Origin of the sequence: Herpetosiphon llansteffanensis, assembly GCF_003205875.1 — a bacterium.
GTDB classification, from domain to species: Bacteria; Chloroflexota; Chloroflexia; order Chloroflexales; family Herpetosiphonaceae; genus Herpetosiphon; species Herpetosiphon llansteffanensis.
Window position 1 is genome coordinate 102,988 of record NZ_PUBZ01000044.1, and the last position, 23,985, is coordinate 126,972.

The 23,985-nt window shown below is 51.2% G+C and carries 16 protein-coding genes; 13 read left to right on the forward strand and 3 right to left on the reverse strand.

The genetic code is table 11. From position 1 onward, the window contains the following. Positions 1-91 precede the first annotated feature (91 nt). Positions 92-1,372, forward strand: a complete 1,281-nt coding sequence (locus C5S61_RS03005) for a DUF3344 domain-containing protein (protein ID WP_110513637.1) — start codon at positions 92-94, stop codon at positions 1,370-1,372. A 72-nt stretch (positions 1,373-1,444) separates the two neighbouring features. Here the strand turns inward: C5S61_RS03005 and C5S61_RS03010 are convergent, their stop codons facing one another. Beyond that, on the reverse strand, positions 1,445-5,257 hold the full coding sequence (locus C5S61_RS03010) for an adenylate/guanylate cyclase domain-containing protein (protein WP_110513638.1): 3,813 nt from the start codon (positions 5,255-5,257) through the stop codon (positions 1,445-1,447). A 127-nt stretch (positions 5,258-5,384) separates the two neighbouring features. Further along, positions 5,385-6,038: an SOS response-associated peptidase gene (locus C5S61_RS03015; protein WP_110513639.1), complete on the reverse strand. Its 654-nt coding sequence runs from the start codon at positions 6,036-6,038 to the stop codon at positions 5,385-5,387. A 195-nt stretch (positions 6,039-6,233) separates the two neighbouring features. On the opposite strand from C5S61_RS03015, the gene C5S61_RS03020 reads away from it, so the two are divergent. After that, entirely contained in the window at positions 6,234-6,959 is a 726-nt protein-coding gene (locus C5S61_RS03020) for a glycosyltransferase family 2 protein (protein ID WP_110513640.1), read from the forward strand. Positions 6,960-7,022: 63 nt separating this feature from the next. Here the strand turns inward: C5S61_RS03020 and C5S61_RS03025 are convergent, their stop codons facing one another. Continuing rightward, on the reverse strand, positions 7,023-8,282 hold the full coding sequence (locus tag C5S61_RS03025; protein ID WP_110513641.1) for a cysteine desulfurase-like protein: 1,260 nt from the start codon (positions 8,280-8,282) through the stop codon (positions 7,023-7,025). Positions 8,283-8,501: 219 nt separating this feature from the next. Between C5S61_RS03025 and C5S61_RS03030 the strand changes: the two genes are divergently transcribed. The 11 genes from C5S61_RS03030 to smpB all read left to right on the forward strand — a co-directional run bounded on the left by C5S61_RS03030 (position 8,502) and on the right by smpB (position 23,930). Beyond that, positions 8,502-9,878 carry a hypothetical protein gene (locus tag C5S61_RS03030; RefSeq protein ID WP_110513642.1) on the forward strand — a complete coding sequence of 459 codons (1,377 nt, stop codon included), beginning with the start codon at positions 8,502-8,504 and terminating at the stop codon, positions 9,876-9,878. 138 nt (positions 9,879-10,016) lie between these two features. Continuing rightward, entirely contained in the window at positions 10,017-11,102 is a 1,086-nt protein-coding gene (locus tag C5S61_RS03035) for an isocitrate/isopropylmalate dehydrogenase family protein (RefSeq protein ID WP_110513643.1), read from the forward strand. A 174-nt stretch (positions 11,103-11,276) separates the two neighbouring features. Next, complete coding sequence (locus C5S61_RS03040) at positions 11,277-16,601, forward strand: diguanylate cyclase (protein WP_110513644.1); 5,325 nt, start codon at positions 11,277-11,279, stop codon at positions 16,599-16,601. A 46-nt stretch (positions 16,602-16,647) separates the two neighbouring features. Then, the gene (locus C5S61_RS03045; protein WP_054533129.1) at positions 16,648-18,039 is read left to right on the forward strand and encodes an FtsW/RodA/SpoVE family cell cycle protein; all 1,392 of its coding nucleotides are present in this window, start codon (positions 16,648-16,650) and stop codon (positions 18,037-18,039) included. Positions 18,040-18,050: 11 nt separating this feature from the next. Next, on the forward strand, positions 18,051-18,383 hold the full coding sequence (locus C5S61_RS03050; RefSeq protein ID WP_110513645.1) for a hypothetical protein: 333 nt from the start codon (positions 18,051-18,053) through the stop codon (positions 18,381-18,383). Next, on the forward strand, positions 18,343-19,659 hold the full coding sequence (locus C5S61_RS03055) for an MFS transporter (protein WP_110513646.1): 1,317 nt from the start codon (positions 18,343-18,345) through the stop codon (positions 19,657-19,659). The genes C5S61_RS03050 and C5S61_RS03055 overlap by 41 nt, the downstream gene beginning before the upstream one ends. Before the next feature lie 16 nt (positions 19,660-19,675). Then, positions 19,676-20,254, forward strand: coding sequence for a GNAT family N-acetyltransferase (locus C5S61_RS03060; protein ID WP_164689192.1), 579 nt, complete (start codon positions 19,676-19,678; stop codon positions 20,252-20,254). Between the two features lie 101 nt (positions 20,255-20,355). Further along, positions 20,356-22,086 carry a sensor histidine kinase gene (locus tag C5S61_RS03065; RefSeq protein WP_164689193.1) on the forward strand — a complete coding sequence of 577 codons (1,731 nt, stop codon included), beginning with the start codon at positions 20,356-20,358 and terminating at the stop codon, positions 22,084-22,086. A 247-nt stretch (positions 22,087-22,333) separates the two neighbouring features. Continuing rightward, positions 22,334-23,137, forward strand: coding sequence for an orotidine-5'-phosphate decarboxylase (pyrF, locus tag C5S61_RS03070; RefSeq protein ID WP_110513649.1), 804 nt, complete (start codon positions 22,334-22,336; stop codon positions 23,135-23,137). An 86-nt stretch (positions 23,138-23,223) separates the two neighbouring features. Beyond that, positions 23,224-23,382: a DUF5679 domain-containing protein gene (locus tag C5S61_RS26720; protein WP_041304264.1), complete on the forward strand. Its 159-nt coding sequence runs from the start codon at positions 23,224-23,226 to the stop codon at positions 23,380-23,382. Positions 23,383-23,453: 71 nt separating this feature from the next. Beyond that, positions 23,454-23,930: an SsrA-binding protein SmpB gene (gene smpB / locus C5S61_RS03075; RefSeq protein WP_110513650.1), complete on the forward strand. Its 477-nt coding sequence runs from the start codon at positions 23,454-23,456 to the stop codon at positions 23,928-23,930. Positions 23,931-23,985: the final 55 nt, after the last annotated feature.

Below are 23,985 nucleotides of genomic sequence, written 5' to 3' on the forward strand. Positions count from 1 at the left end.
CAATAAAAGTTGGTGATGGTTTTTACTGGCTAATTGGGCGATAATAAGTAGAAATTTCCGTGAATAATTTAGGCTCTAAGGAGTTTCGTTGATGCACCCAAATCACTTGAGGCTCATTGCTGGCGTGCTTTTGCTGAATGTGATTGCGCTTGGCAGTAGCCTATTTCACGCGTCAGCAGTAAGCAATGCAGCACCTGAGGCGAATCCTCGTGTGAATATGACGCAGCGTGGCGATGTGGTCGTCATTGGCAACACGCTTGGCCAAGATTGTGCAACCGGAACCGTTGCTCCAGTCGTTGGTACAGTCGGCGCATGTGGAACCAATACCGGAGACAGCGCGATCGATGTATTTTGGCGGGCCGATTCGCCAGCAGTTGGCCAGGCTCAAGCAAATACAAGTTTAACTAATGCCCAAGCCCGCAGCACAGCTCGCTTGGGCATCCCTAACGCTGCCAATGTGACTCAAGCCTATCTTTATTGGGCAGCCCGCTGGAATGGTGCGGGGAAAACTGGCGATCCAAACGCAACGATCGAGTTCAATCAAGGCAATAGCCTGCAAGTTACCGCACTTAACACCGATATTATCGGCACAAATTCGTACCAATCGGTTGCTGATGTTACAACCTACATTCAACAACATGGCTCAGGTGCCTATCGGGTCAGCGGCGTGGCAAGCACTGAATTGGCAAATCTAAACGATGCAAATATGTTTGCCGCTTGGTGGTTGGTGGTGGTCTATGCCGACGCGACCCAACCTAATCGCACGATTATTATTCACGATACAATGGTGGCAGTCTCAGGTGGCAGTCCCATTGTAACCACCCTGACTGGCTTTAATGTTCCAAGCAGTAGCACCAGCAACCTCACCATCGTTGGCTACGAAGGCAATAATACGAGCACTGGTGATCAAATTCAGTTTAATAACAATCTGTTGAGTAATGCCCAAAATCCTGGCAACAATATAATGAATAGCAGCCGCTCATATTTCGGCAATTCAGTTTCGACGGCTGGCGATCTGCCGCAACTCGCAGGCAACCCCGGCAGCATGGGCGGCTTGGATCTTGATACCTATGATGTATCAGATTTGACTAGCCCAGGCCAAACGGAGGCTACTATTAGTGCATCAAGTACTGGTGATGTGTATTATGTGGGCGGAGTTATTTTGGCAATTACCTCGTTGGTCGCCGATACCCCAACCCCAACCGAGACTAACACGCCAATACCAACAGCAACCGCGACCTCAACTGAAACCCCAACGAATACACCAACCAATACACCTACAGAAATTCCGACCAATACGCCAACCACCACAGAAACGCCTGTTGCAACTTGGCGCGTGTTCTTGCCAGCGGTAATTCGCGCCACCAACTAAAATTCCATAGCTCACAACTCGTTAAATAAAGCAGCCGAGGAATAACCCTCGGCTGTTTGATCAATGGAACAGCTAAATATACTTGGCGATCCGTTGCTGGAAGGCATCCATACCCAATTGGCCATAGATCGCATAGGCTTGCTGAAATGCGTGGCGAGCCTTGGCTGACTGCTGCTGGCGTTGCCAATCTTCGGCCAAGGAAACGTGGATTGCAGCAATTTCAGCCTGCGAACCACTGGTTTCGGCCATGTGCATGGCTTGCTCAAAGCAGGCTTGGGCGGTCGTTGGCAGGGTTGCGGGCAACAGGATTGGCTCATTTAATTGGCTGAGTGCACTGCCCAAAACCCGCAAAGCAGCGCATAATTCGAGGCTTTGTTGACGCTCGCGAGCAGCATGATGCGCTTGAAGAATATGTCGAATCGCCTCATCAGGATAGCCCAAACCAAGCGCAGCCTCTGCCCGAAAACGATGGGTTTCGGCGATGCCATACCATGTGGTGCTACGCGCTAAATCAAAGGCTTCGTTTAAGGTTGCAATCGCGGTTTCATAGGTTCCAAGCCCAACCAGTGCGCCACCCAAATTGCTCAAATACATGATTAAAGATTCAGGATTGCGCAACTCACGGCCAATCAGCAGGGCTTGTTGATATAACGCAACAGCCTGTTGAAAATCGCCACGGTGGCGAGCTGCTTCGCCCATCACATTCAACATGCGGCCTTCAGCTTCGCGCTGGCCAAGCTGGCGGTGCAAGGCCAAGCCTTCGGCAAATAGCGCTTTGGCGCTGCTAAATTGGCCCTGCAACACATTCATATAGCCATGGGTTTTGAGCGCCAAAGCCAAACTATGCAAATCGTCAGCATCACGGGCAATGGTGACTGCCGATCCGCTGGTTTGCCAAGCCTCGTGGAGTTGGCCTTGAAAGCTGGCAATCCAGCTCATGCGCTGCAAAATGTCGCAATGAGCGCGCTGATCGCGGGCTTGTTTGGCATATTGCAAAGCCGATTGGACGCTTTGCATCGCTACATTATGCAGGCCTTGGCTGCTTTGAACATCGGCAATTTCATACCAAACTCTGGCCAACGCAGCCACTTGGTTTTGGGGTTGAGCATGGCTCAACAAGCGCTGGTAGATCGTTTCGGCCTCATTCCAACGCCCAATTTGCTTGTAAATCTCGCCCATTGCAAAGAAAATATCCAAGCTTTCGCGCGGTTCGAGCAAGGGCAGGCAGCGCTCGTAGTAGCTCAAAGCCACGTCAGTGGCATAACGGGCCGCCGCAGCATCGCCAGCCTTGCGAAAATAGTTGCGCTGTTTATCGAGATTGTTGCTCATGCCATAATGATGGGCCAACAAATCGGCTGCGCCTTCAACCCCATAGGTTTCGACCAAATAATCGCCAACCTGCTCGTGCAGCTCGGCGCGCGTTGCCAAGGGCAGGCTTTGGTAGGCAACTTCTTGGGTTACCACATGTTTAAAGAGATATTCAAGCTCTGGTTCAGCCCGATCAAGCGGCGTAAGATCCATCCGGCTAAGTGTGTTGAGTTGCTGTTTCACTTGCTCGGCGCTACCAAGTTGGGGATATGCGCCCCAGAGCCAATTGGCCTTGAACAAACGCCCAATCACGCTGGCTACTTTGAGTGTATGCTTGGTCGTCTCCTCAAGCTGATCCATGCGGCTGATAATCAGACGATGCAAGCTGTCGGGCAAATCGAGTTGGGCCATGGCTTTGGGGTCGCTCAAATTGGGCTGACGTTCAACCACCAAATTGATCAATTCTTCGATATAAAATGGGTTGCCTTGGGCGCGCTCGGTCAATTTGCCAACAAGTTGCTCGGAAGGTACTTGGCGATTGCCCAAGAGTTGTTTAATTTTCAGGCGCACTAATTCGGCAGTCTCATCGAAGGTAAATTCTTGCAGCTCAATTTCTGTCCAATGTTCAAGTTGGCGTAACTCGTGCCACATTGTTTGATCGCGCTCGGCTGATGGGCGATAGGCTAGAACAATCAAGACTGGCACATCGCGAATTGCGTTGGTAATTCGCGCCAATAAATCATTCGAGAGCGAATCGATCCAATGGCAATCTTCAAGCACCAGCAAAAGTGGCGTTTCGTTGGCTCGATAGCGCAAACAATCCACCAGCAACGATTCAAGCAACATTTTGCGCGACTTAATATCGAGCAATTTGGTTAATGATTGATCGGGAATTGGCAAGCGCAACGCACTCGCCAGCAGTGGCATCCAATCCAGCAAATCTTGATCAATTAATGCTAATTGCGCCCGCAACTGCAACATCTGCAAATCCAGCGGCCACTCAGGGTCAACATTAAAAAACGAACGCCACAAATTATGCCAAAGCAAATAGCTAATCGTTGTGCCATACGAGAGGCATTCGCCACTATAAACCGCCACCCGTTGGGCGCGGGCAATCCGCCGAATTTCGGCCACGAGCCGCGATTTGCCCATGCCAGCCTCGCCAGTGATGCCCAAAACCTGGCCTTGGCCTTGCTTGATTTTACTCAGCAATTCGCCAACAAACTGTAATTCTTGGCTACGGCCAACCATTGGCAAGGCATACATTGGCTCTTGGCCGCGAATTGCGGTTTGGCGCAAATCGGTTAATTCGTGCAGTTCGACCAATTCGCTGCGGCCTTTGACTCGCACTGCTGGCAATGGTGCAGTTAAAAACGTGGAGCTAAGCGTAGCTTGGGTGGCTTCAGTGAGCAAGATTTGGCCTTGGCCAGCTTGCTGCATCAAACGGGCTGCCAAATTAACTGTATCGCCAATGACCGTGTATTCTTGGCGACGCTCTGAGCCAATCAGGCCACAAAACACAAAGCCGGTGTTAATGCCAATCCGCGCCTCGAATTCAGGCAACGCGCGTAGCTCTAGGGCACAATGCGCAGCCCGATCGCTATCGTTTTCGTGGGCAACAGGCGCACCAAACAAAACCAAAAAGCTGCTGCCTTTATCACCAACTTCAACTTTATTCAGATAGCCAGCGTAGCGCTCGACAATGCGCAACACGTCGCGAAAATATTGGTTGAGGCGCTCGGCAGCAAATGGATCGCGATCATAATCGGGAGCATCGAAATTAACAAACAACAACGTAACCGAGCGTCGTTCGTTGATAAAAGCTGTGCGACCTTCACGCACTTGTTGGGCAATTGTGGGGTGGAGATAGGCATCGAATTGAGCGGGAGGATGCGGCGTAATTGGTTCGGGCCAACGAATTGGCTGAGCGCGCACGGTCTGTTCTAGGCCAAGCACGCGGCTAAAGCGTTGATTAATTGGCTCGATTTTAAAAAAATTACAATCAAGCGAGTCGCAATCGACCACCACATCGCCAGAGCGGGCCTGATTTTCGGCCTCGGCGGAACGCAACAAGGCTGAGCCACCAACCACTGAAACGCAGCGCTTGCTTGGATCGCCGACTGTGGTATAGAGCACATGGCCAGCGCCAATGCCAATTTTGAGGGTTAAACGCCAACTGGTTGCTTGAATCTCGATTGCGCCCAATTGCTGCATCAAATGTTGCATTTCGAGCGCACAGCGCACGACGCGGGCAGCTACGCGCTGTGCACGCTGGGGCTGATTGATCGGAAACAGGGCAGTAATTGCATCGCCGCCAAAATTGCTAATCATGCCGCCAAAGCGCTCAATCACGTCGATCAGCGGGGCAAAACAACGATTTAACCAACGGGTCAGGGTTTCAGTGCCATGCTGATCATGGTGGCCAAGCGCTTCGCTGAGCGGCGTAAAGCCTGCAATATCAGCAAAAAGCACGACTGCTTGACCATGTTTGGTGGTTTGGGTGGCAGCGGAGGCACGTTGGTCAAGCAATCGGGGAACAATATACGGCGGCAAATAAGCAAACCAGCGTGCTTGCATAGAGCAACTCCTACGCCCAGTTAAATCATCGCGCTTATTACGCTCGCTCCTAGTATAGCCCGTACTATAGTCCTATGCAAATCCCCTGACCATAGTTTGGTTGCTTCGTAGTTAATCGCAACCCAATTTAGACCTGGGCAATCAGGCTAGGGTCGTCGTTGCTTGGCGAGTTGAGCCGCGTTGAAACTGGGTAGACGCTCATTTTTTCGCCAGCGAATGGCGTGAGCAGTGGCAGCAAATCAGCAACATCGATCTCCGGGTTCAGCCAATCGCGTTCAGTTTCGGGGTCAAGAATAACTGGCATACGATTGTGAACTGCGGCAGCCATGGCATTAGCCGAGGTCGTAATCACGCTAAATGTTGCCAAAGGCGTTTCACCGCCATGCCATTCTTCCCACAAACCGGCCATGGCAAATGGTTGGCCATCGTCGAGCACAAAGCGCATTGGTTGTTTTCCCTTGGCGGTTGCCTGCCATTCATAATAGCCATCGGCTAGCACCAAACAACGCCGTTTGCGCAATGGCTCACGAAAGCTGGGCTTTTCGAGCAAGGTTTCGGCGCGAGCATTAATCATTTTATTGCCAATGCTGGGATCTTTGGCCCAATGCGGCACTAAACCCCAACGCAACCATTGCACGCTCTGCGGATCGCTGTTGAGGATGACTGGCAAATGTTGGCTTGGCGCTGCATTGTAGTGTGCTTGCCAATCACCCGCCACTTGCACCCCAAAACGCATCGCAACCTGTTGGCCATCAGCAGTGATCGAATAGCGTCCACACATTGGTTTCACTCCTTGGTAATCACCCAAAAGCTACTATCGGTTACCCAAACTTAACTATACCGTTAAAAATCCTAAAAGTAAACACAAATGTTCGCTTTAATAGCAGTAAAAGGCTTTATGCTACAATAGTCGCTTGCAAGCCCATGCGTGGAGGGCTGCACTTAACCCTATCTGCGAACAATGGGAGTTCTCAACGTGAAAAGCATCACGGTGGCCTTACCCGCCTATAACGAAGCTGAAAACATTCCAGCCATGGTTGAGGAAGTCGTCAATACCCTCGAAAGCCTTGGCCGTACATATGAAGTGATTGTGGTGAACGATGGCAGCCGCGATAACACTGCGGCAGTTGTGCGTGAATTGGAAGCCCGCTATCCCCATGTCCGCTTGGTCGATCATGACGTTAACCAAGGCTATGGTGCGGCAGTTTGGACAGGCCTCACCAGCGCCAAAACCGATTTGGTCTTTTTTACCGATGCTGATCGCCAATTTGACCTTGGCGAATTGCCCAAATTGTTGGCCAAAATTGATCAAGCAGATTTGGTGGTTGGCTATCGCTCGCCACGGCGCGACCCACTGATGCGGCGCTTAAATGGCTGGGGCTGGAGCCGTTTGGTCACGTTGTTGTTTGGCTATACCGCCCGCGATATTGATTGTGCCTTTAAATTGATGCAACGCCACGTGGTCGATACGCTTAAAAATGAAGTTCAATCACGCGGCGCAACATTTAGCGCTGAATTTTTGGTACGTGCCAAACGGGCAGGCTTTCGCTTCGAAGAAGTGGCGATCAATGGCCATCGTCCACGGGTGGCAGGCAACCCAACTGGAGCCAAACTCTCGGTTATTTTGCGTGCTTTCCGCGAATTGATTGCGGTGCGCAGCCAATTAGCCCAGCAAGAACAAACCAAAACCAAGCAAATTTAAGTGTTAAACAGCAAAGTCCCGCTCATTTTTGCAATGAGCGGGATTTTTGATTTTTGCCAAAGCCTACATTGCTTCAAGCACGGTTAGCATGCGATCGATCTCAGCACGGGTGTTGTAGTGGGCCAAGCCAACACGCACCATGCCGCCTTGATCAAGCAACTTCAAGCGTTCAACGGCGCGCAAGGCATAATAATGGCCATCCCAAACACAAATGCCCTCGTTGCCTAGGGTTTGGGCAATCACTTGCGGGGTAAACCCAGCTAGGCGAAAAGCCACGGTTGGCACGCGCAAATGGCTGCGTTCAGGTTCCAAAATACCATACAATTGCACCCCTTTGAGCGTTTGTAACCCTTGAATCAGATAGTGACCAAGGCTTTGTTCAGCTTCGGCAATTGCATACATTGCGGCCAGCAACACTGCTCGTTGGCCAAAAATATCGCCTAATTGGGCATCGTAGTGCTCCATATAGCCCACGCCCAAGCCACCGAGATATTCCAACGCGCCGTTAATGCCAGCTTGGCCTTCAAAATTCTGAGTGCCAGTTTCCCAACGGCTTGGCAAACTTTCGGGCGCAGGCCGCACTTTATAGGCAAACAAGCGCTCCAGATGTTCGCGTTTGCCCCAGAGTACGCCAACATGCGGGCCAAAAAATTTATAGGCCGAACATGCCACAAAATCAGCATCCAAAGCTTTAACATCGCATGGAAGATGCGGCACACTTTGCACTGCATCGACAAAGCATAACGCGCCAACTGCATGCGCTTGCTGCACAATGGTTTGCACATCGTTAATTGTGCCAAAGGCATTCGAGGCCCAGCCCACTGCTACCAACTTCGTGCGCGGCGAGAGATAGCGCTCGAAGTCGCTCATCAGCAGCGTACAATCATCAGGATTGAGATCAACAAAATGCACGGTTACACCACGCTCTTCGGCGGCAAGCAACCATGGCGTAACATTGGCATCGTGGTCGAGCGTGGTCAGAATAATTTCATCGCCAGCATGCCATTCGCGAGCCAACGAACGGCTCAGGGCAAAGGTGAGCGATGTCATGTTGGCCCCGAGCACAATCTCATCGGGCTCACCACCGAGCAAGGCCGCCAGCCCAGCGTGACATTCATCAATGACCGCATCAGTGCGCTGGCTGGTTAAAAACGCGCCATGGGTATTGGCAACCGAGCGCCGCAAATAATCGGTCATCTGGCCAATAACCTGTTGCGGCACTTGCGTTCCGCCAGGATTATCAAAAAAAACCAAGGGTTTCCCCGCGTGAGTTTGGCTTAATGAAGGAAAGTGACTACGAAATGGAGCGAGATCGACCGTCATGGTAACTCCTTGGAACTAGACTAGGGTATTTAAATGCTTCCTAGTTTGGTACGACAAGCCTATGATACAAGATCTGAATAGCGCTGATGTATCACGTGTTGAATCCCGTTTAATCCTGATTTTAAGGCTTAAAATGTCTAAGCGAGACTTGCCAAAAGCCCTAACTATCGGTATACTCAGGAGGGATTCTCATTTTAAATTAATCCAGAAGGAGGAGGTATGCTCCCACGTTCGACCGTGCGGCGCAGCATGGGTTTAATCATCATCATGATGCTTTTAACTCTGATTGTTGCCCGACCTCAAGCCTCTAATGCTGCCGATCCGCCAACCTACTATCCTGAAACCGGTCACTATCTTGGTGGTGGTTTCCGCGATTACTGGGCTGCCAACGGTGGCTTGCAAATTTTTGGTTACCCCATTACTGAAGAATATCGCGATGCACGCGGCAAAACCATTCAATGGTTTGAACGGGCACGCTTTGAAATAGCCAGCAATGGCTCGATTGAGTTGGGGCTGTTGGGCCGTGAAGCAACCGTTAATCGGGTGTTTCCGCAAATTCCACCGCAGCCAAACGATGCAAACCATCGCTACTTCCCTGAAACCAGCCACATGGTTATGTGGGGCTTCAAAACCATTTGGGAAACCAAAGGTGGTTTAGGGGTATTTGGCTACCCAATCAGCGAAGAGATGGATGAAATTCTGTCATCTGATAACAAATGGCATACTGTTCAATATTTTGAACGGGCGCGCTTTGAGTTCTGGCCTGAGTATCCTGCTGGCCAACGGGTGGTTGTGAGCGATTTAGGTCGCCGCTTGGCTCCGCGGGAGTTGACTGCTCCATTGCCACCAGGCAGCCCACCAGGGTCGCCACCACCAAGCAACCCAGGCAACAAAGATGCAACGGTCAACCCAAGCTCAGGTCCACAAGGCACAATCTTTGTCTACAATGGCTTTGGCTTTATTCCAGGCGAAGAAGTTGCGCTCTGGGCAACCACACCGAGTGGTCAAGTTATGCCAGCTAACGGCACGACCAATGCTGATGCTGATGGCTCATTAACTTCATCACAAATTTTCTTTGGTAGCGATAATGGAACTGATCTTGGCAAATGGGCGATTACTGCTCAAGGCTTAAGCAGCGGTCATGCGAGCGTTGGTTATTTTGAAGTTACGCCAGCACCAGAGCAACCACTGCCAGCAGATTACAACGCGCGGGTTGATCCTCGCGAAGGTCGCCAAGATACGGTTTACAATTTCTATGCCTCAGGCTTTGTGCCAGGCGAATTAGTAGCTGTTGGTGCGTTAAACGAAGATGGTGATTTGGTAACTGAAGTCCTTGGTGTCATTGCTGATGGCAATGGATCGATTGACTATGCCAATGTTTACTTTGCACCCAACAATAATTTGCCACCAGGCATTTATGAAATCTATTCGACCAGCGAAAGTGGGCGCGAGGCCTATGCCTTCTTGCGCATGCGCAGCAATAGCGTAACCAGTTTATCAACCGCAAGCATGCGTGAAGCTGGAAAATCAGCGCTTAGCTTCAGCCGTGGCGATGGCCAAGCCAGCGAAGGCCCGCTTGATTTCTTCAAGAAGTAAGCGTTGGCTTGAGACTTGATTAAAAGAGATGAGCAACTGCTCATCTCTTTTTTTGTCGCTACAGGCCGCAGGATGCTATAATGCTCCTACGGTTCGACCGTACAAATGCAGGGGCTTTTGAATCGAAAGGATCAATCAATGGCTCATCGGGTTACCTTGATTCGTGGTGACGGAACAGGACCAGAACTTGCCGAAGCAACACGCCGGGTCTTAGAAGCTACAGGCGTGGCTTTTGATTGGGATATTCAGGATGCAGGGGTCGATGTGATGGAGCAACTTGGAACTCCATTGCCCGATTCTGTGCTCGAATCAATTCGTTCAACCAAAGTGGCGTTAAAAGCGCCGATTACCACCCCCGTTGGCACTGGCTTCCGCTCAGTCAATGTGGCGATTCGCAAAGAACTCGACCTCTATGCCTGTGTGCGGCCATGTCGTTCCTACCCCGGCGTGCGCTCACGTTTCGAAAATATCGATTTGGTGGTGGTGCGCGAAAATACCGAAGATCTCTATGCAGGGATTGAGTTTGAGCGCGGCACGGAAGAAGTTGCCGAATTGCGCAACTGGCTGCTGCAAAAACGCCCAAATGCTTTGATCAAAGAGCCAGGCGGGATCTCGATTAAACCCATGTCAGTGCCAGGCTCAGAGCGAATTGTGCGTTTTGCCTTTGACTATGCCCGTAGCAACAATCGCAAAAAAGTGACCGCAGTCCACAAAGCCAATATTATGAAGTTCAGCGATGGGCTGTTCTTGGAAGTGGCTCGCGAAGTTGCCAAAGATTATCCCGATATTGAGTTCGACGATCGGATTGTCGATAATATGTGTATGCAGTTGGTGCAAAAACCAGAACTCTACGATGTGCTGGTGTTGCCAAACTTGTATGGCGATATTTTGAGCGATTTGTGCGCTGGTATGGTTGGCGGGTTGGGCGTTGCGCCTGGTGGCAACATCGGCGAACATGGTGCAGTTTTTGAAGCCACCCACGGCTCAGCACCAAAATACAAAAACCTCAACAAAGTCAATCCAACCGCGTTGATCCTCTCCGGCGAGTTGATGTTGCGCCACTTGGGCGAAACTGAGGCTGCCGATCGGCTCAATGCTGCGGTGGCATCGATCATTGTTGAAGGTAAGGATGTTACCTACGACCTGAAAGATGATCGCAATGACCCAACCGCTGTTGGCACTGCCGAAATGGCCGATGCAATTATCGCAAAATTGCAAGCCTAATTAAGCTTTGGCTGGCGATCAAGGGCTGCCTGATCGCCAGCTACCCACAGCTTAACCAGCAATAACCCTCATTTAATTGGGCTTCATGGTACACTGCATCTCAGCCAATGCGAATGAACAATGGTAGGTAGCTATGGCATGGTGTGATCCACTGTTTGGCATTCTCGAATCCATATGACACAATCAACATGGTCATCAACATCAGAATTACCTGCAATTCCCAAGGTGCGAATCTTGGGCGAGATTGGGCGGGGCTTACATAGCACCGTCTATCGCTGTGTGCGCGATGGCCAGACCTATGCCCTGAAGATTCCGCGCCTAAATGGAACCCAATCACCAACCATGGCTGCGGCTGCATTTCGCCGCGAGGCCAGCGCCTTGGCGCTTGTGCGCCATCCCAGTTTGCCCGAAGTGATCGAGGTCGATCACCATAACGAGATGCCATATATCATCATGGAGTTGGTGCAAGGCCAAACCTTGCTCGATTTGGTGGAGCTTAGACCATTGCCCGAAAGCATGGTCATTCGCTTGGCCAAAGATTTGGCGAGTGCCTTGGCCGCCGTTCATCGCCAAGGCATCACCCATCGCGATATTCAACCACGCAATATGTTAATTCAGCCCTCAGGCGAAGTTAAATTAATTGATTTTGGGTTTGCAATTCACAATAGCCTCGACCCAGAACAAACCCACGTTTTAGGCACGCTGCGCTATAGCTCGCCCGAACAAACTGGCTACCTCAAACGCACGGTCGATGCACGCTCGGATTTGTATGCCTTGGGCGCGGTGCTGTTTGAATGCTTGGTTGGCGTGCCGCCCTTCAATTCCTCAAATATTGCCGATTTGATGCGCCAACATGCCTTGGTGCCAGCGCCTGATGTGCGTTCGTTGGCTGGGCATGTTTCGCCTGCTTTGGCCGAAATTATTGCGCGCTTATTGGCCAAAGATCCCGATGATCGCTACCAAACTGCTGAGGGCTTGCTTTCGGATATTAATCAACTTGATAGCCTAAATGTGATGCTGGCTGCTGGGCGGCCAATTCGGCTGGGAGCAGACGATCTCTGGACTGGGGCGCTCTACGATAATGCTTTGATTGGCCGCGATGCAGAATTGGCAGTGCTGCGCCAAGGCTGGAATAGCACGCGCCAAGGCCATGGCAGTGTGATTGTCATCAAAGGCGCGATGGGTTTAGGCAAAAGCCAATTAGGCCGCGAGATTCTGCATCGTGCCCGCTCGCTGGGCGGCCTGACCTTTGGCTCAACTTGCGTCAAAGATTCGGCCTTGCCCTATAGTGCGTTACGCAGCCCGTTTGAGCAATATTTGCACTATTTGGAATTAATGCCCGAAAGCCAGCGCCGCCATGCAGAAGAGCAATTGCGCCAATTAGTCCACGGCTACCAAGCATTGATGGTGCGCACATTTCCCGATTTGCAGCCAATTTTTCCTCCCGCTAAAGAGCAAGAAGTAGCTGTTGATTATGAGCGTTTTAATGCAATTCTAGCCGATTTGCTGCTCTGGATGACCCGCGTGCATCCTGCTGCGGTCTGGTTTATCGACGATTTACAAGCAATTGACGATGCCAGTTTTAATGTGGTTCGCAGAATTATTGGGCGGATTCAACAAGTCCCATTATGTTTGATTATTTCCTTGAATGCCAGCCTCGATGGCCAACAAATCTACGAGCGACTAACGCTCAACCAACCAATTCCGATTCAGCTGATCGAGCTTCAGCCGTTGAGTGATGAGGCAGCGACGCAATTTATTACCAGCTATTTGGGTGGCTATAACGTCGATCAGCAAATTATCAACGAGATTGTGGCCCGTAGCGTGGGCAGCCCATTTGCCTTGCGCGAATACATCCAGACTTTGTTGGATACTGGGATGTTGCGCTTGGTCAATAGCTGCTGGATGATCGACGATCAAAGCCTGACGAAGCTGGCCTTGCCCTCGCATGTGGTGCGCTTGGTGCTTGGCCGAATCGACGAGCTTAGCCCTGAGGTGCGGGCAATTCTCGAATTGGCAGCAGTGCTTGGCTTTCAATTTCGGCGCAATAGCCTGCTTGAACTGTGGCACGGCGAAGCCAGCGAGGTCGACGAAGCCTTGACAATTGGTGGCCGCAGCCATCTGATCGAGCGCAGCGCTTCGGGCCATTATCATTTTACCCATCAAAATATCTATCAGGTATTTTTAGAAGGCATCGCGCCTGAGCAACAACAACAGTTACACGCCCAAATTGCTAAAAATCTTGATCACGAGCAGCTTGAGCCTGAGGCCATGTACCAATTAGCATATCATTATGCCCGCGCCAAAAGCCACGATCCAGCATTTTTGGCTCGTGGCTTTACCATTTTGAGCAATGCAGGCCAAGTGGCGCTCGAAAAATATGCCTACGATGAGGCTTATTATTTTTTTGAACAGGCCTATCAGATTGCCCAAGGCCAAGCGCTGACCTTTCAACCACAGCAACATGCCCAATTTGCTCAGCTTTGCCTGCGCTTAGGCCAAAACCAAACCGCCTTGATCCACCTGCAAGCAGCGCTTGAAGAGACCAATGATTCTGATCAGCGTGCGCGGTTGCTAACTGCAATTGCCCATATTTATGCCTGGCAACAACAGCCACGTGAGATCTGGCGCTATTTTGACCAAGCCTTTCAAGCCTTGGGCGAGCCACCCTTACATCGCTCGTTTACTGGCTTGATTGGTGATATTGGTCGCTCGCTTGGCCGTTTGCTTAGCAGCAGCGGCGCATGGATTCGCCCAAGCTCAGCCGCGCAGCAGCAACGCATCATCATTTTGCTGGAAATTTACGATACAGTCGGAATGTATGCCTATCTCAATAGCCAAATATTGTTGCTGGTGAGCTTGTTTTTGCGCTCGTTAGTGTGGGCGCGCCGTGGGCGCAGCCGCCCAGCCCGCGTGCGGGCTTTGAGCAATTATGCCAGTATGTGGGCAATGACTGGCCAAAATCGGCTAGCCAAACGGGCCTTGAGTAAAGCCAAAACCATTGCCAACAGCCCCAGCCCTGATGCTGTGTTGCAGGCGCGAGTTGGCTTGTACGAAGGCTTTATTAGCCATATTATTGGCGCTGAAGTGCAGGCCGAACGCCTATTGCGCTCAACATTACGTCAACATGCAACCACAATTGATTCGCTCTCCTATGGCCATGCGGTAGCTGATAGCGTGCTCTTGCTATTTCTGCGCGGCCATGTACTTGAGGCATGGCAATTGGTGCAAGAAACCTTTGAGCGCTTCGAGCAACATAATCATCATAATGAACAAACGTGGTTTCTAAAATTATGGGCTGCACCGCTGCTGATTAGCCTTGGCTTTACCGCCGAAGCTCAACGCTACCCCGTGCCCGAAATCAAAGCCCGCCAGCAATGGTTGTTGGCGTGGCAAAATTTGGCCGATGCTTCGCAGATGATTGTCAACCTAGAGCAAGGCGATCCTGGCCAACAAAACGATCAATTATTGCGCCATTTTAATCGCCAACGCCGGAATAGCCCACGCTTTATACCGTTTCATTCGCGTTATGTCTATATGATTCAGGGCTACATTCGGATTGCTCAATTTTTACAGCAACGCAAGCGGGTTGCCTTGCGTCGCCTACGAATTGCCGCCCGCCAAGCCTTAGTCGTTGCAACAACGCCAATTTTGCGCGGTCATGCCTTGGTGATTGTCGCAGCGGCGCATGGCTTCGACGGACGTTTTGCCCAAGCATTAACCCTTTTAGGCCAAGCTGAACAATTAGCTCATTTGCACGATGCGCCATGGATTTTATATGAGGCGCATCGAATTCGCGCCCATCTGTTTAGCATGCAGCAACAAATGGCCGCCGCCAAACGTGAGGCAAGCCGCGCCTATACAATCGCTTTTGATCATCAATGGGTCTTGCGCATGCGCCATGTGGCCCAAAGCTTTCAACTTGATGACCCAGAGCGCCTGAATTCGACGACGAGCATCATTAGCGAAGAGGGCTTGCGACCTGATGATAGCCGCATGCAACGCCTGTTGGATGCGCTGCTTTCGGTGAGTTTGGCATGGGCCCAAAGCTACGATCTCGATGAACAAGCCCAAACCGCGCTTGATTCGGTGATTCGGATTTTGGGAGCCGAACGAGCATTTCTCTTTTTGCTCGAAAACGATGAATTACAGCTACGAGCAGCGCGTGATGCAGCAAGCAATCAGCTGAGCGAGGGCTTGCAAGGCTATAGCCGAACTGTGCTTGAACGAGTGCGGATTACCAAAAAGCCGGTCATTGTCAGCGGAGCCGATGATGGCTTAATTATCAGCAGCGAAAGCGTTACGGCCCACAATTTACGTAGCGTTTTGGCCGCGCCGCTGATGCTTGATGGTCAGTTTTTGGGCGTGGTCTACCTTGATAATCGCTTGGCGTGGGGCTTTTTCTCGCAAGAAGATGAGATTATTCTGCGCGCCGTAACCACCCATATTGCCCTGGGCTTGGAGAAATCGCGCACAACCCAACTTGAAATGCACATCAGAGCTGAACGCGAGCAACGCCGCTTGGCTGAACATTTGCGCCAGCTTTCAACCGTGTTGAATGCAACCCTCGATTTGGCCGATGTCTTGAAATTTGTCTTGATTCAGCTTAATTCATTGTTGCCCTACTATGGCGCGTGCATTGCCCTCTGCGCTGATGCCTATCTCAAATTTGAGCAGGTTGAAAGCCCAAGCCCAACCCTCTGGATGCGCGGCACAACAATTATAAGCGCCGATGATGCCTTGTTCACCGAGTTGGCGACGACGCGCCAACCGCTGATTGTCAACGATATAACCAAAGATTCACGCTTCAACGGTTATGGCGAGCATCCAGCTCGTTCGTGGTTGGGTTTGCCATTGCTGGCCCGCGGCGAAATTATTGGCTTTATGGCGATCGATCGCGATGAGCCAAACGCCATTTCCGAGCACGAAGCAGAATTAGGCATGACCTTTGCCTCGCAGGCAGCAGTGGCGATTGCCAATGCCCAATTATTCGGCCAAGTCCAACGGCTGGCGATTACCGATTCGCTGACTCAAGTGAGTAACCGCCGCCATTTCTTTGAGTTGGCAGAACGCCAATGGGTGCTGACGAGCAGCAGCGATCATCCACTGGCAGCGATGATGCTCGACGTGGATCATTTCAAACGGGTCAATGATACGTATGGCCATTCGGTTGGCGATTTGGTTTTGCGCACGGTGGCCGATATTTGCCGTGCCAACGTGCGCCCCACGGATCTGCTTGGACGCTATGGCGGCGAAGAATTCGCGATTTTGCTACCGGACACCGATCTATCAGCAGCAGTAACCATCGCCGAACGCCTACGCTTGGCAATTAGTCGCCATCAGATTCAGCATGAACAAGCCAGCATTCGCTTAACCGTCAGCATTGGCGTGACTGGATTGAGCAAAGATGATACTTCTGTCGCCAGCCTGCTGGATCGGGCTGATCGCGGGCTGTACATTGCCAAAGAAACCGGACGCGATCGGGTTATGATGGCCTAGGGCTGTGCTACAATAGCTCAAGTTTGGTGCATTTGGAGGGCCTGATATGGTGCGTGATATGCTGCGCAACTTGCGGCGCGTGCGCTTAGTTGAAGTTCAGCTGCTCATAACCGTGCTGCTATTGTTTGCCGCTGGCTACATGATGGTGTTTGCCACAGGCCAACGGCGTTTAGAGGCTGATGTTGGCTCGTTGCAATCGTTGTTTAGCGTGCTATGGCCATCGTCGTTGCCGCTACTGCTGTATTTAGTGGTCAGTGCTGGGCTTTCGTATCGTAACCCCAATGCCGACCAAATTTTGCTGCCCTTGGTGGCGGTACTTTCAGGCTTGGGCTTGCTGTTTACGGCAAGGGTTGCGCCAACCCTCGATAAAGACATTTATGGTGATGTTGCGGCCAAACAATCGGCGTTTGTGACGATTGGGGTCATTTTGCTGGTGCTCATGGTCTTTGTTGATTGGGATCGCTGGATCTTTATTCGGCTGTTTCGCACGGGCATGATGGAATGGCTCAAAAATCACCGCTGGACGTGGATGCTATTGGGCGTTGGCCTGATGGTCTTGACCTTTATCATCGGTGTTGACCCCAACAATAGCGGGGTTAAAGTTTGGTTTCGCTTGCCTGGCGGCTTTTTGTTTCAGCCAGCAGAGCTGCTAAAAATCATCTTGGTGGTGTTTTTGGCCTCGTATCTGATCGAACACCGCGAGGTGGTGAATCATGGCTATCGGCTTGGGCGCATAACCCTGCCGCCATTGCCCTATCTGGTGCCGATGGGTGGCATTTGGGCCTTGTGTATGGCCTTGATTGTCAAGCAAAGCGACTTGGGCGCTGCCTTACTGCTGTTCGGCATCTTCATTGCGATGTTGTATGTCGCAACGGGCAATGGCTGGTATGTTGGGGCAAGTTTTGGCGCATTCGCGATTGGCTCATATGTTATGTACCAATACATTGGCAAAGTCCAAGAGCGGGTGGCGATTTGGCTTGATCCTTGGTCAGATGCTGCGCGTTTGGGCTACCAGATTGTGCAATCCCAATATGCGCTTTCGGCGGGCGGGGTTACTGGCAGTGGTCTAGGCTTGGGCGCGCCTTATTATGTGCCAGCAGTGCATACCGACTTTGCCTATACTGGCATCGCCGAAGAGTTAGGCCTGATGGGGACAATTGGCATCTTGATTGTGTATGTGCTGATGATTTATCGTGGCTATCACATCGCCCTATCAATCCCAGGTCGTTTTCGCGGCTTTGAACAATTGTTGGCGGTTGGCCTGACCACAATTTTGGCAGTCCAAGCATTAATCATTATTGGTGGTAACTTGCGCGTCATCCCCTTGACTGGGATCACCCTGCCGTTTATCTCCTATGGTGGTTCATCGGTGGTGATGAACTTTGTAATTGTTGGCTTGCTTTTGCGCATTTCCACAACAACTCAGAAGCAAACCTAAGCGAGGCCAGCGTGAATTGGGTTGTAATTGGCATTGGAGCAGCAATTGCAGCATGTCTGCTCGCAATTATTGGTTTTTTTGGGGGCTTGCGCTGGTGGCAACGCTTGCGGCCAGTTTGGCAAATCTGCTTAATGCTGGTGATTCCTAGCGTCATTCTTGGCTTAACTCTTTTGGTGGCGTGGGTTTCACCATGGCCAATCGAAGCACTTGGAAGTTTGGTGATTGGCGTTACGCTCGGCAGCGGGTTGGTTCTCATTACAACATCCTATTTGGCAATGCAAATTTGGTGGGCTTTCCAGTCCGATGAGCCAGCCGCCGCAGCCGAGCCTGATGAGCACGCTTAATCAGCAGCCTACACAATCAGCAGCGCAGTTTGCCCAAGCCTTACGCTGGCCATTAATCATCAAACTGTTGATCTCGTTGCACGTTGGAGTTGGCGATTTTTTGCTGCCCTTGTATGTGCAAGCCTTGGGTGGCTCGCCACAAGTTATTGGCAATTTGGTTGGTTTGGGCGCAGCATTTGGCGTTTTAGCTCGGCTGAGCTTGAGTTGGCTGGCCGATCGTGGGATAATTCGGCTGCTGTTGCGGATAAGTTTGCTAGCGTTGGCGAGCGGCTTTGCGATTTGGAGTTTTGCTGATAGCAGCACATGGTTATTGCCTGGCCAAGCGCTTTTGGCCATGGGTCGGGCAGGCTCCACCATCTGTTTAAGCTTGCTGATTGCCCAATTAACCAGCCCAGGCCAACGCGGTTCGGGCTATGGTAGGCTGACCATGGCCAGCTCGATTGCCACAATTATCGGGTCAATTATTGTGGGAATTGGTTTTATTGGTTGGGATTTGGAGACGCGCCAGCAATTACAACAATTCAGCTGGCTCAATTCAATCGTAAGCCAATTGCCCACCCCAATTCCGCGCACAGCCCTGTTTCATGGTATTTATAGCGTCTTTAGCAGCAGCGTGGTTTTGGCAGGAATCTTCAGTCTCCGTTCATGGCCCCATGCGCTTGTGGCAAAACGCGGTACAATAGAAACACCATGGCGCAGTGTGTTACGTCAGCCAAGCATCCGCAACCTTTTGCTAGCCCAAAGCTGCATTAGCGCGGCGTATAGTGCCTCGATTCCAATGACCGTGCCGTTATTGACTAATCGTTTTGGGGCAAGTGTGGCGGCGGTCGCTGTAGCCTATATTGTGCCAGGCATTATTTATGCACTTTTTCCTGCACGCCTTGGGCGCATTGCTGATCAAATTGGCTATCGGCGGGCTGCTACGCTTGGGCTTGGAGTAAGTATGCTGGTTTACCTAGCACTTCCCATCAGCCCACAGCTGGCAATAACCGCCATATTGTGGGCTTGCGAAGCCTTGGCATGGAGCTGTTATGTTCCGGCTTTGGAAGCCCTACTCGCTGAAAGTGTGATATCACAGCAACGCGGTACAGCCTTGGCAATTTATGGGATTGCCGGAGCCTTGACCGCGACTGTGGCTGCACCCTTGGGCGCAAGCTTATTTAGCCGTTTACCAGCAGCACCCTTTTTGTTCTCGGCCCTTTGCCTCGGTATGGCAGCCATGATTGCTGCACGTACCCCACCAACCAATGCCGATTATGCTACGATTAAACAATAGAATTGAAGAACCCACCATGCCCGTATTAACGCCATTCCCCCAAACTGGGCTTGTTCATTGGACAAGCAAGTTGGGAGTTGAATTAGCGATTCGCCATATCATGCCTGACGATGCCAAATTGTTAGTCGAATTGTATGGGCGTTTATCGGCGCGTACCCTCGAACTGCGCTTTGCCACGATTATGATCAACATTCCAATCGAGCGCGTGATTGAAGAATCGGCCCGCTTGGCAGCACTCAACCACGACCATGCAGATGCCCTAATTGCCTTGCTCAACGAAGATGGCCACGAGCACATTGTAGCGGTGGCCCGCTTAGCTGGTGCAGATCATATTCAAGCTGAATTTGCGCTATTGGTACGCGACGATTTTCAGGGCCATGGCGTGGGTAGCTATATGCTTGATCTCTTATTTCAAGTAGCGTTAGTCCGCGGCTTGCGCTATCTCAAAGCCTCGGTGCTGGCTGAAAATAGCGCTATGTTGCGGCTAATTCGACGCTCTGGCTTCCCCTATCATATGCATACCTCGCATGGCGAAAGCGATGTGACGATCTATCTCGATCCAACCATCAGCGAGGGAGAACTTAATCACCACTGACTCAAGTAGATTGTTAATTTATTTTTTGGCCTACGTCCGTATAATCTGTATGTTTGGAATCTGCTGCCCCTGCCGCTGGCACGTGGGCTAGGAGTAGTGCGTTGAATGAGTTTGATTCAGTAGTCGAGGCAATTGAAGCAGGCTGGGATCTCGACGATATTTTGCAGTTAATCATCACCAATAGTCAATTATTGCTCGATTTGCAGCATAGCTATATTGTGTTATACGAAGCTGAGCAGCTTTGGCTCAAAGCCAATAGTAACAATTTGCCGACCCGTGTTTTGGCCCCAACCAGCGCTGAAGCCCGCGTTGTTGCTATGGGTCGGGCGGTAGCCTTGGAGCCGATTCAGGCGTTACCGCTTTGGCGCACCCTTGAATTTGCCTTCAAACCAGAGGCTCGCGGCTGGATTAGTGCGCCGATTCGGCTGAATGGGCATACGGTTGGAGCCTTGGCGGCCTTTACCGAGCCAACGCCCAACGAGCCATTACGCGAATCGTTGCGCTTTATGACCGTTTTGGCCGATTTGGCGGCCCTTGCCTTAGAACGGGGCGAGTTTTGGCTGCGCCATCAACGGCGCTCGCAATTTATTGCCTTGTTGCGCACGATTTCGGGCATTAGCCAGCAACCATCGCTGGGCGATTTGGCGCATACTATTGCCCACCAGCTTTGCGAAATTGGCAATGCCGATTTGGCTTTGATCTACATTCCAAGCCCTGAAACTGAGGAATTTGTGACCTTGGGTATGAGCGAAACCCCCTTGGCGCTGCAAGTTCGTGAGCAAGGGCTGGATCATATTCCCTTGGCCAGTAATTCCTTGTTGCATGAGTGCTATCAGAGTGGCAAAGTTCAACGCGTGGCGTTAACCGACGAGAATTGGCCCGAACTAGCCCAACTTGGCGTGCAGCATGTGCTGATTGTGCCAATTCACGATACCCACGAGCGGCTGGGCGTAATTGTGCTCGCCAGCCTCGAAGATACGCGGTTTGACGACGATGCCTTGAATTTTCTCAACTTTATCGGCGTGCGCCTCGGCTATGCCTTAAAAAACGAGAACTTGCTCGAAGAAGTTGTACAGGCCGAACGTCGCCGCATCAGCGAGGATGAGCGTAGCAACTTTATCGCTTCGGTGGCTCATGATCTCAAAAATGCCTTAACAACGGTAATTGGCACAACCCAACTAGGCATGCGCAAGCTCCGCCGTGGCGACCAAACCTATAGCGAAAAGGCTTTTAATACGATTGCCACAAAATCGCAGCAAGCACTGCAATTGATCGAAGATATGGTTGATGTGAGCCGCTTGGAGCAAGGCACCTTTCGGCTATTTATGCAAAACATCGATCTCGTGCAACTGGCAGTTGATGAGGCTGAAGCGGCTCAAGGTTTATCACAGCAGCATACGATTAAGTTTGAAAGCAACCTTGAGCAATGTGAGATAGCCGCCGATCAACAGCGCTTACGGCAAGTGCTTACTAATTTATTAATCAATGCGATTCGTTATTCGCCCAATGGCGGCGCGATTACGCTGCGAATTATGCCCGCTGATCAAGCTCCATTGCCCACCAATGCCAGCATCAGCAGCGAAAGCGAGCTAGAGCAAGCAGTTGTGCTTAGCGTCAGCGATCATGGCATGGGCATCGCGAGTCATGAACTGAGCTATATTTTCGAGCGTTTTTATCGGGGCCAAGGCTCGACGGTCGCTAGCGGCTCAGGCTTGGGCTTGTATATTAGCGCAGCAATTATGGCCCAACATGGCGGCAAAATGTGGGTTGAATCGCAATTGCACCATGGCACGACCTTTTATTGCTCGCTTCCAGCAGCACGAGTGCAGTAGTTAATTAAGGAGCGGTTGTTGGGGGTTGGGAATCGGCAAAAGTTAACCAAAGATTGTGCTTTAGAGAATGCAAGGGGGATTAAAACCACTTGCATTTTCCGCTGGCTGAGGAACGGATGGCCAAGTATGGGCCGATCGCCAGATCACATTGGGAATCTATGGGATTAAGTTCAACAAACGAGTTGCGGAGCTTTGGCAAAATCCGAGTATCATAAGGTACGGGCAGCAATTTAGTGGGAGCAAACCCATGTTTATGCAAAAATTCCGTGCAGCGGCGGCCAGCAACCGTTCAACCCTGTGTATTGGGCTTGACCCCGATTTGGCTCGCTTGCCGGAACACCTGACCCGTGACGCAGCAGGAATTGTCCAATTCAATCGGGCGATTATCGAAGCAACCAGCGATCTTGTGTGTGCCTATAAACCCAATATTGCCTTTTACGAAGCCTTGGGCAGCGCAGGCTGGCAAGCATTAAAGCAAACCATTGCCAGCATTCCAAGCCATTTGCCAATTATTCTCGATGCTAAGCGCGGCGATATTGGCTCGACGGCCCAAGCCTACGCCAGCGCCGCCTTCGATGAACTTGGGGTTGATGCGATTACGCTTAGCCCCTATATGGGCTACGATTCATTGCAACCATTTTTGGAGCGCGCCGATAAAACCTGTTTTATCTTATGTCGCACCTCGAACCCTGGCGGCGACGATGTGCAGAATTTAGCCTTGGCGAATGGCGAGCCATTATTTTTAAAAATTGCCGAGCTGGTGGCTGAACGCTGGAATGGCAACCACAACTGTGGGCTGGTGGTTGGCGCAACCTATCCCAGCGAGATTGCCACAATTCATCAGCGCTACCCCGAATTGCCGTTGTTGGTGCCTGGCGTTGGCAGTCAAGGTGGCGATATTGGGGCAGTACTGGCGGCAGCTGGCGAGCAGGCTATTATCAACCTTTCGCGCTCAGTTTTGTATGCTAGCAGTACTAGTAGCTTCGGTGAAGCTGCCCGCGAGGTTGCCCAAAGCTTTTTAGGGCCTAAACAAGCCTTAAATCACCCGTAGTAGGGATGCCTTTTGGCTAGTGTACTGGCATTGTTCGTGATATAGTAACGCTCAATTCGTTCCTTAGTTGCTAGGAGGTACAACCGATGACGGTTGAAGCATACTGTGTCAAGTGTAAGCAAAAACGCACCGTTGACAATGCTGAAGTGATTCAGATGGAAAACGGGCGACGCGCAGCCAAGGGCAAATGCCCAGAGTGTGGCACCAACCTGACGCGCTTTTTGCCCAGCGAAAAAAAGAAATAAACCACTTTCACAGATCGCTCTAGGGTAGGGCAGACTGTCCTACCCAATTTGGTTTTTTGGAGGAACGAAGCGTGGCTAAAGAGAGTAAAGATTCAATTGAGGTCATGGGCGATAACCGCAAAGCGCGCCATGATTATTTTATTCAAGATACTTATGAAGCGGGCATCGTTTTGCGCGGCACTGAAATTAAGTCGATTCGACGCGGCCAAGTTCAATTGCGTGGCTCGTATGCTCGGGTGCAAAATGGCGAAATTTGGCTCTATGATGCCCATATTGCGCCCTACGCCGAAACTGGCGAGTTGTTTAACCATGAGCCAATGCGCCCACGCAAGCTGCTCTTACACCGCCGCCAAATTTTGAAGCTACACCAAACCTTGGCAACCAAAGGCTTGACATTAGTGCCGCTCAAAATTTATATGCGTGGCCGCTTAGCCAAAGTTGAGCTTGGGGTCGCCCAAGGTAAAAAACTCTACGATAAGCGTAATTCTATCGCCGATCGCGATGCAAAACGCCAAATCGATCGCGCAATGAAAAATCGTTACGAGTAGTTGATGATGGTTCCCTCAGCCCAAATTCCCCGCTCCCACTGAACACGAGCAACGG

Bases quoted from the DNA above. Each gene is read 5' to 3' on its own strand.
- C5S61_RS03005 (WP_110513637.1), top strand. From the start codon at position 92: ATGCACCCAAATCACTTGAGGCTCATTGCTGGCGTGCTTTTGCTGAAT.
- C5S61_RS03035 (WP_110513643.1), top strand. From the start codon at position 10,017: ATGGCTCATCGGGTTACCTTGATTCGTGGTGACGGAACAGGACCAGAA.
- C5S61_RS03030 (WP_110513642.1), top strand. From the start codon at position 8,502: ATGCTCCCACGTTCGACCGTGCGGCGCAGCATGGGTTTAATCATCATC.
- C5S61_RS03055 (WP_110513646.1), top strand. From the start codon at position 18,343: ATGAGCCAGCCGCCGCAGCCGAGCCTGATGAGCACGCTTAATCAGCAG.
- C5S61_RS03010 (WP_110513638.1), bottom strand. From the start codon at position 5,257: ATGCAAGCACGCTGGTTTGCTTATTTGCCGCCGTATATTGTTCCCCGA.
- C5S61_RS03060 (WP_164689192.1), top strand. From the start codon at position 19,676: ATGCCCGTATTAACGCCATTCCCCCAAACTGGGCTTGTTCATTGGACA.
- pyrF (WP_110513649.1), top strand. From the start codon at position 22,334: ATGTTTATGCAAAAATTCCGTGCAGCGGCGGCCAGCAACCGTTCAACC.
- C5S61_RS03040 (WP_110513644.1), top strand. From the start codon at position 11,277: ATGACACAATCAACATGGTCATCAACATCAGAATTACCTGCAATTCCC.
- C5S61_RS26720 (WP_041304264.1), top strand. From the start codon at position 23,224: ATGACGGTTGAAGCATACTGTGTCAAGTGTAAGCAAAAACGCACCGTT.
- C5S61_RS03045 (WP_054533129.1), top strand. From the start codon at position 16,648: ATGGTGCGTGATATGCTGCGCAACTTGCGGCGCGTGCGCTTAGTTGAA.
- C5S61_RS03015 (WP_110513639.1), bottom strand. From the start codon at position 6,038: ATGTGTGGACGCTATTCGATCACTGCTGATGGCCAACAGGTTGCGATG.
- C5S61_RS03025 (WP_110513641.1), bottom strand. From the start codon at position 8,282: ATGACGGTCGATCTCGCTCCATTTCGTAGTCACTTTCCTTCATTAAGC.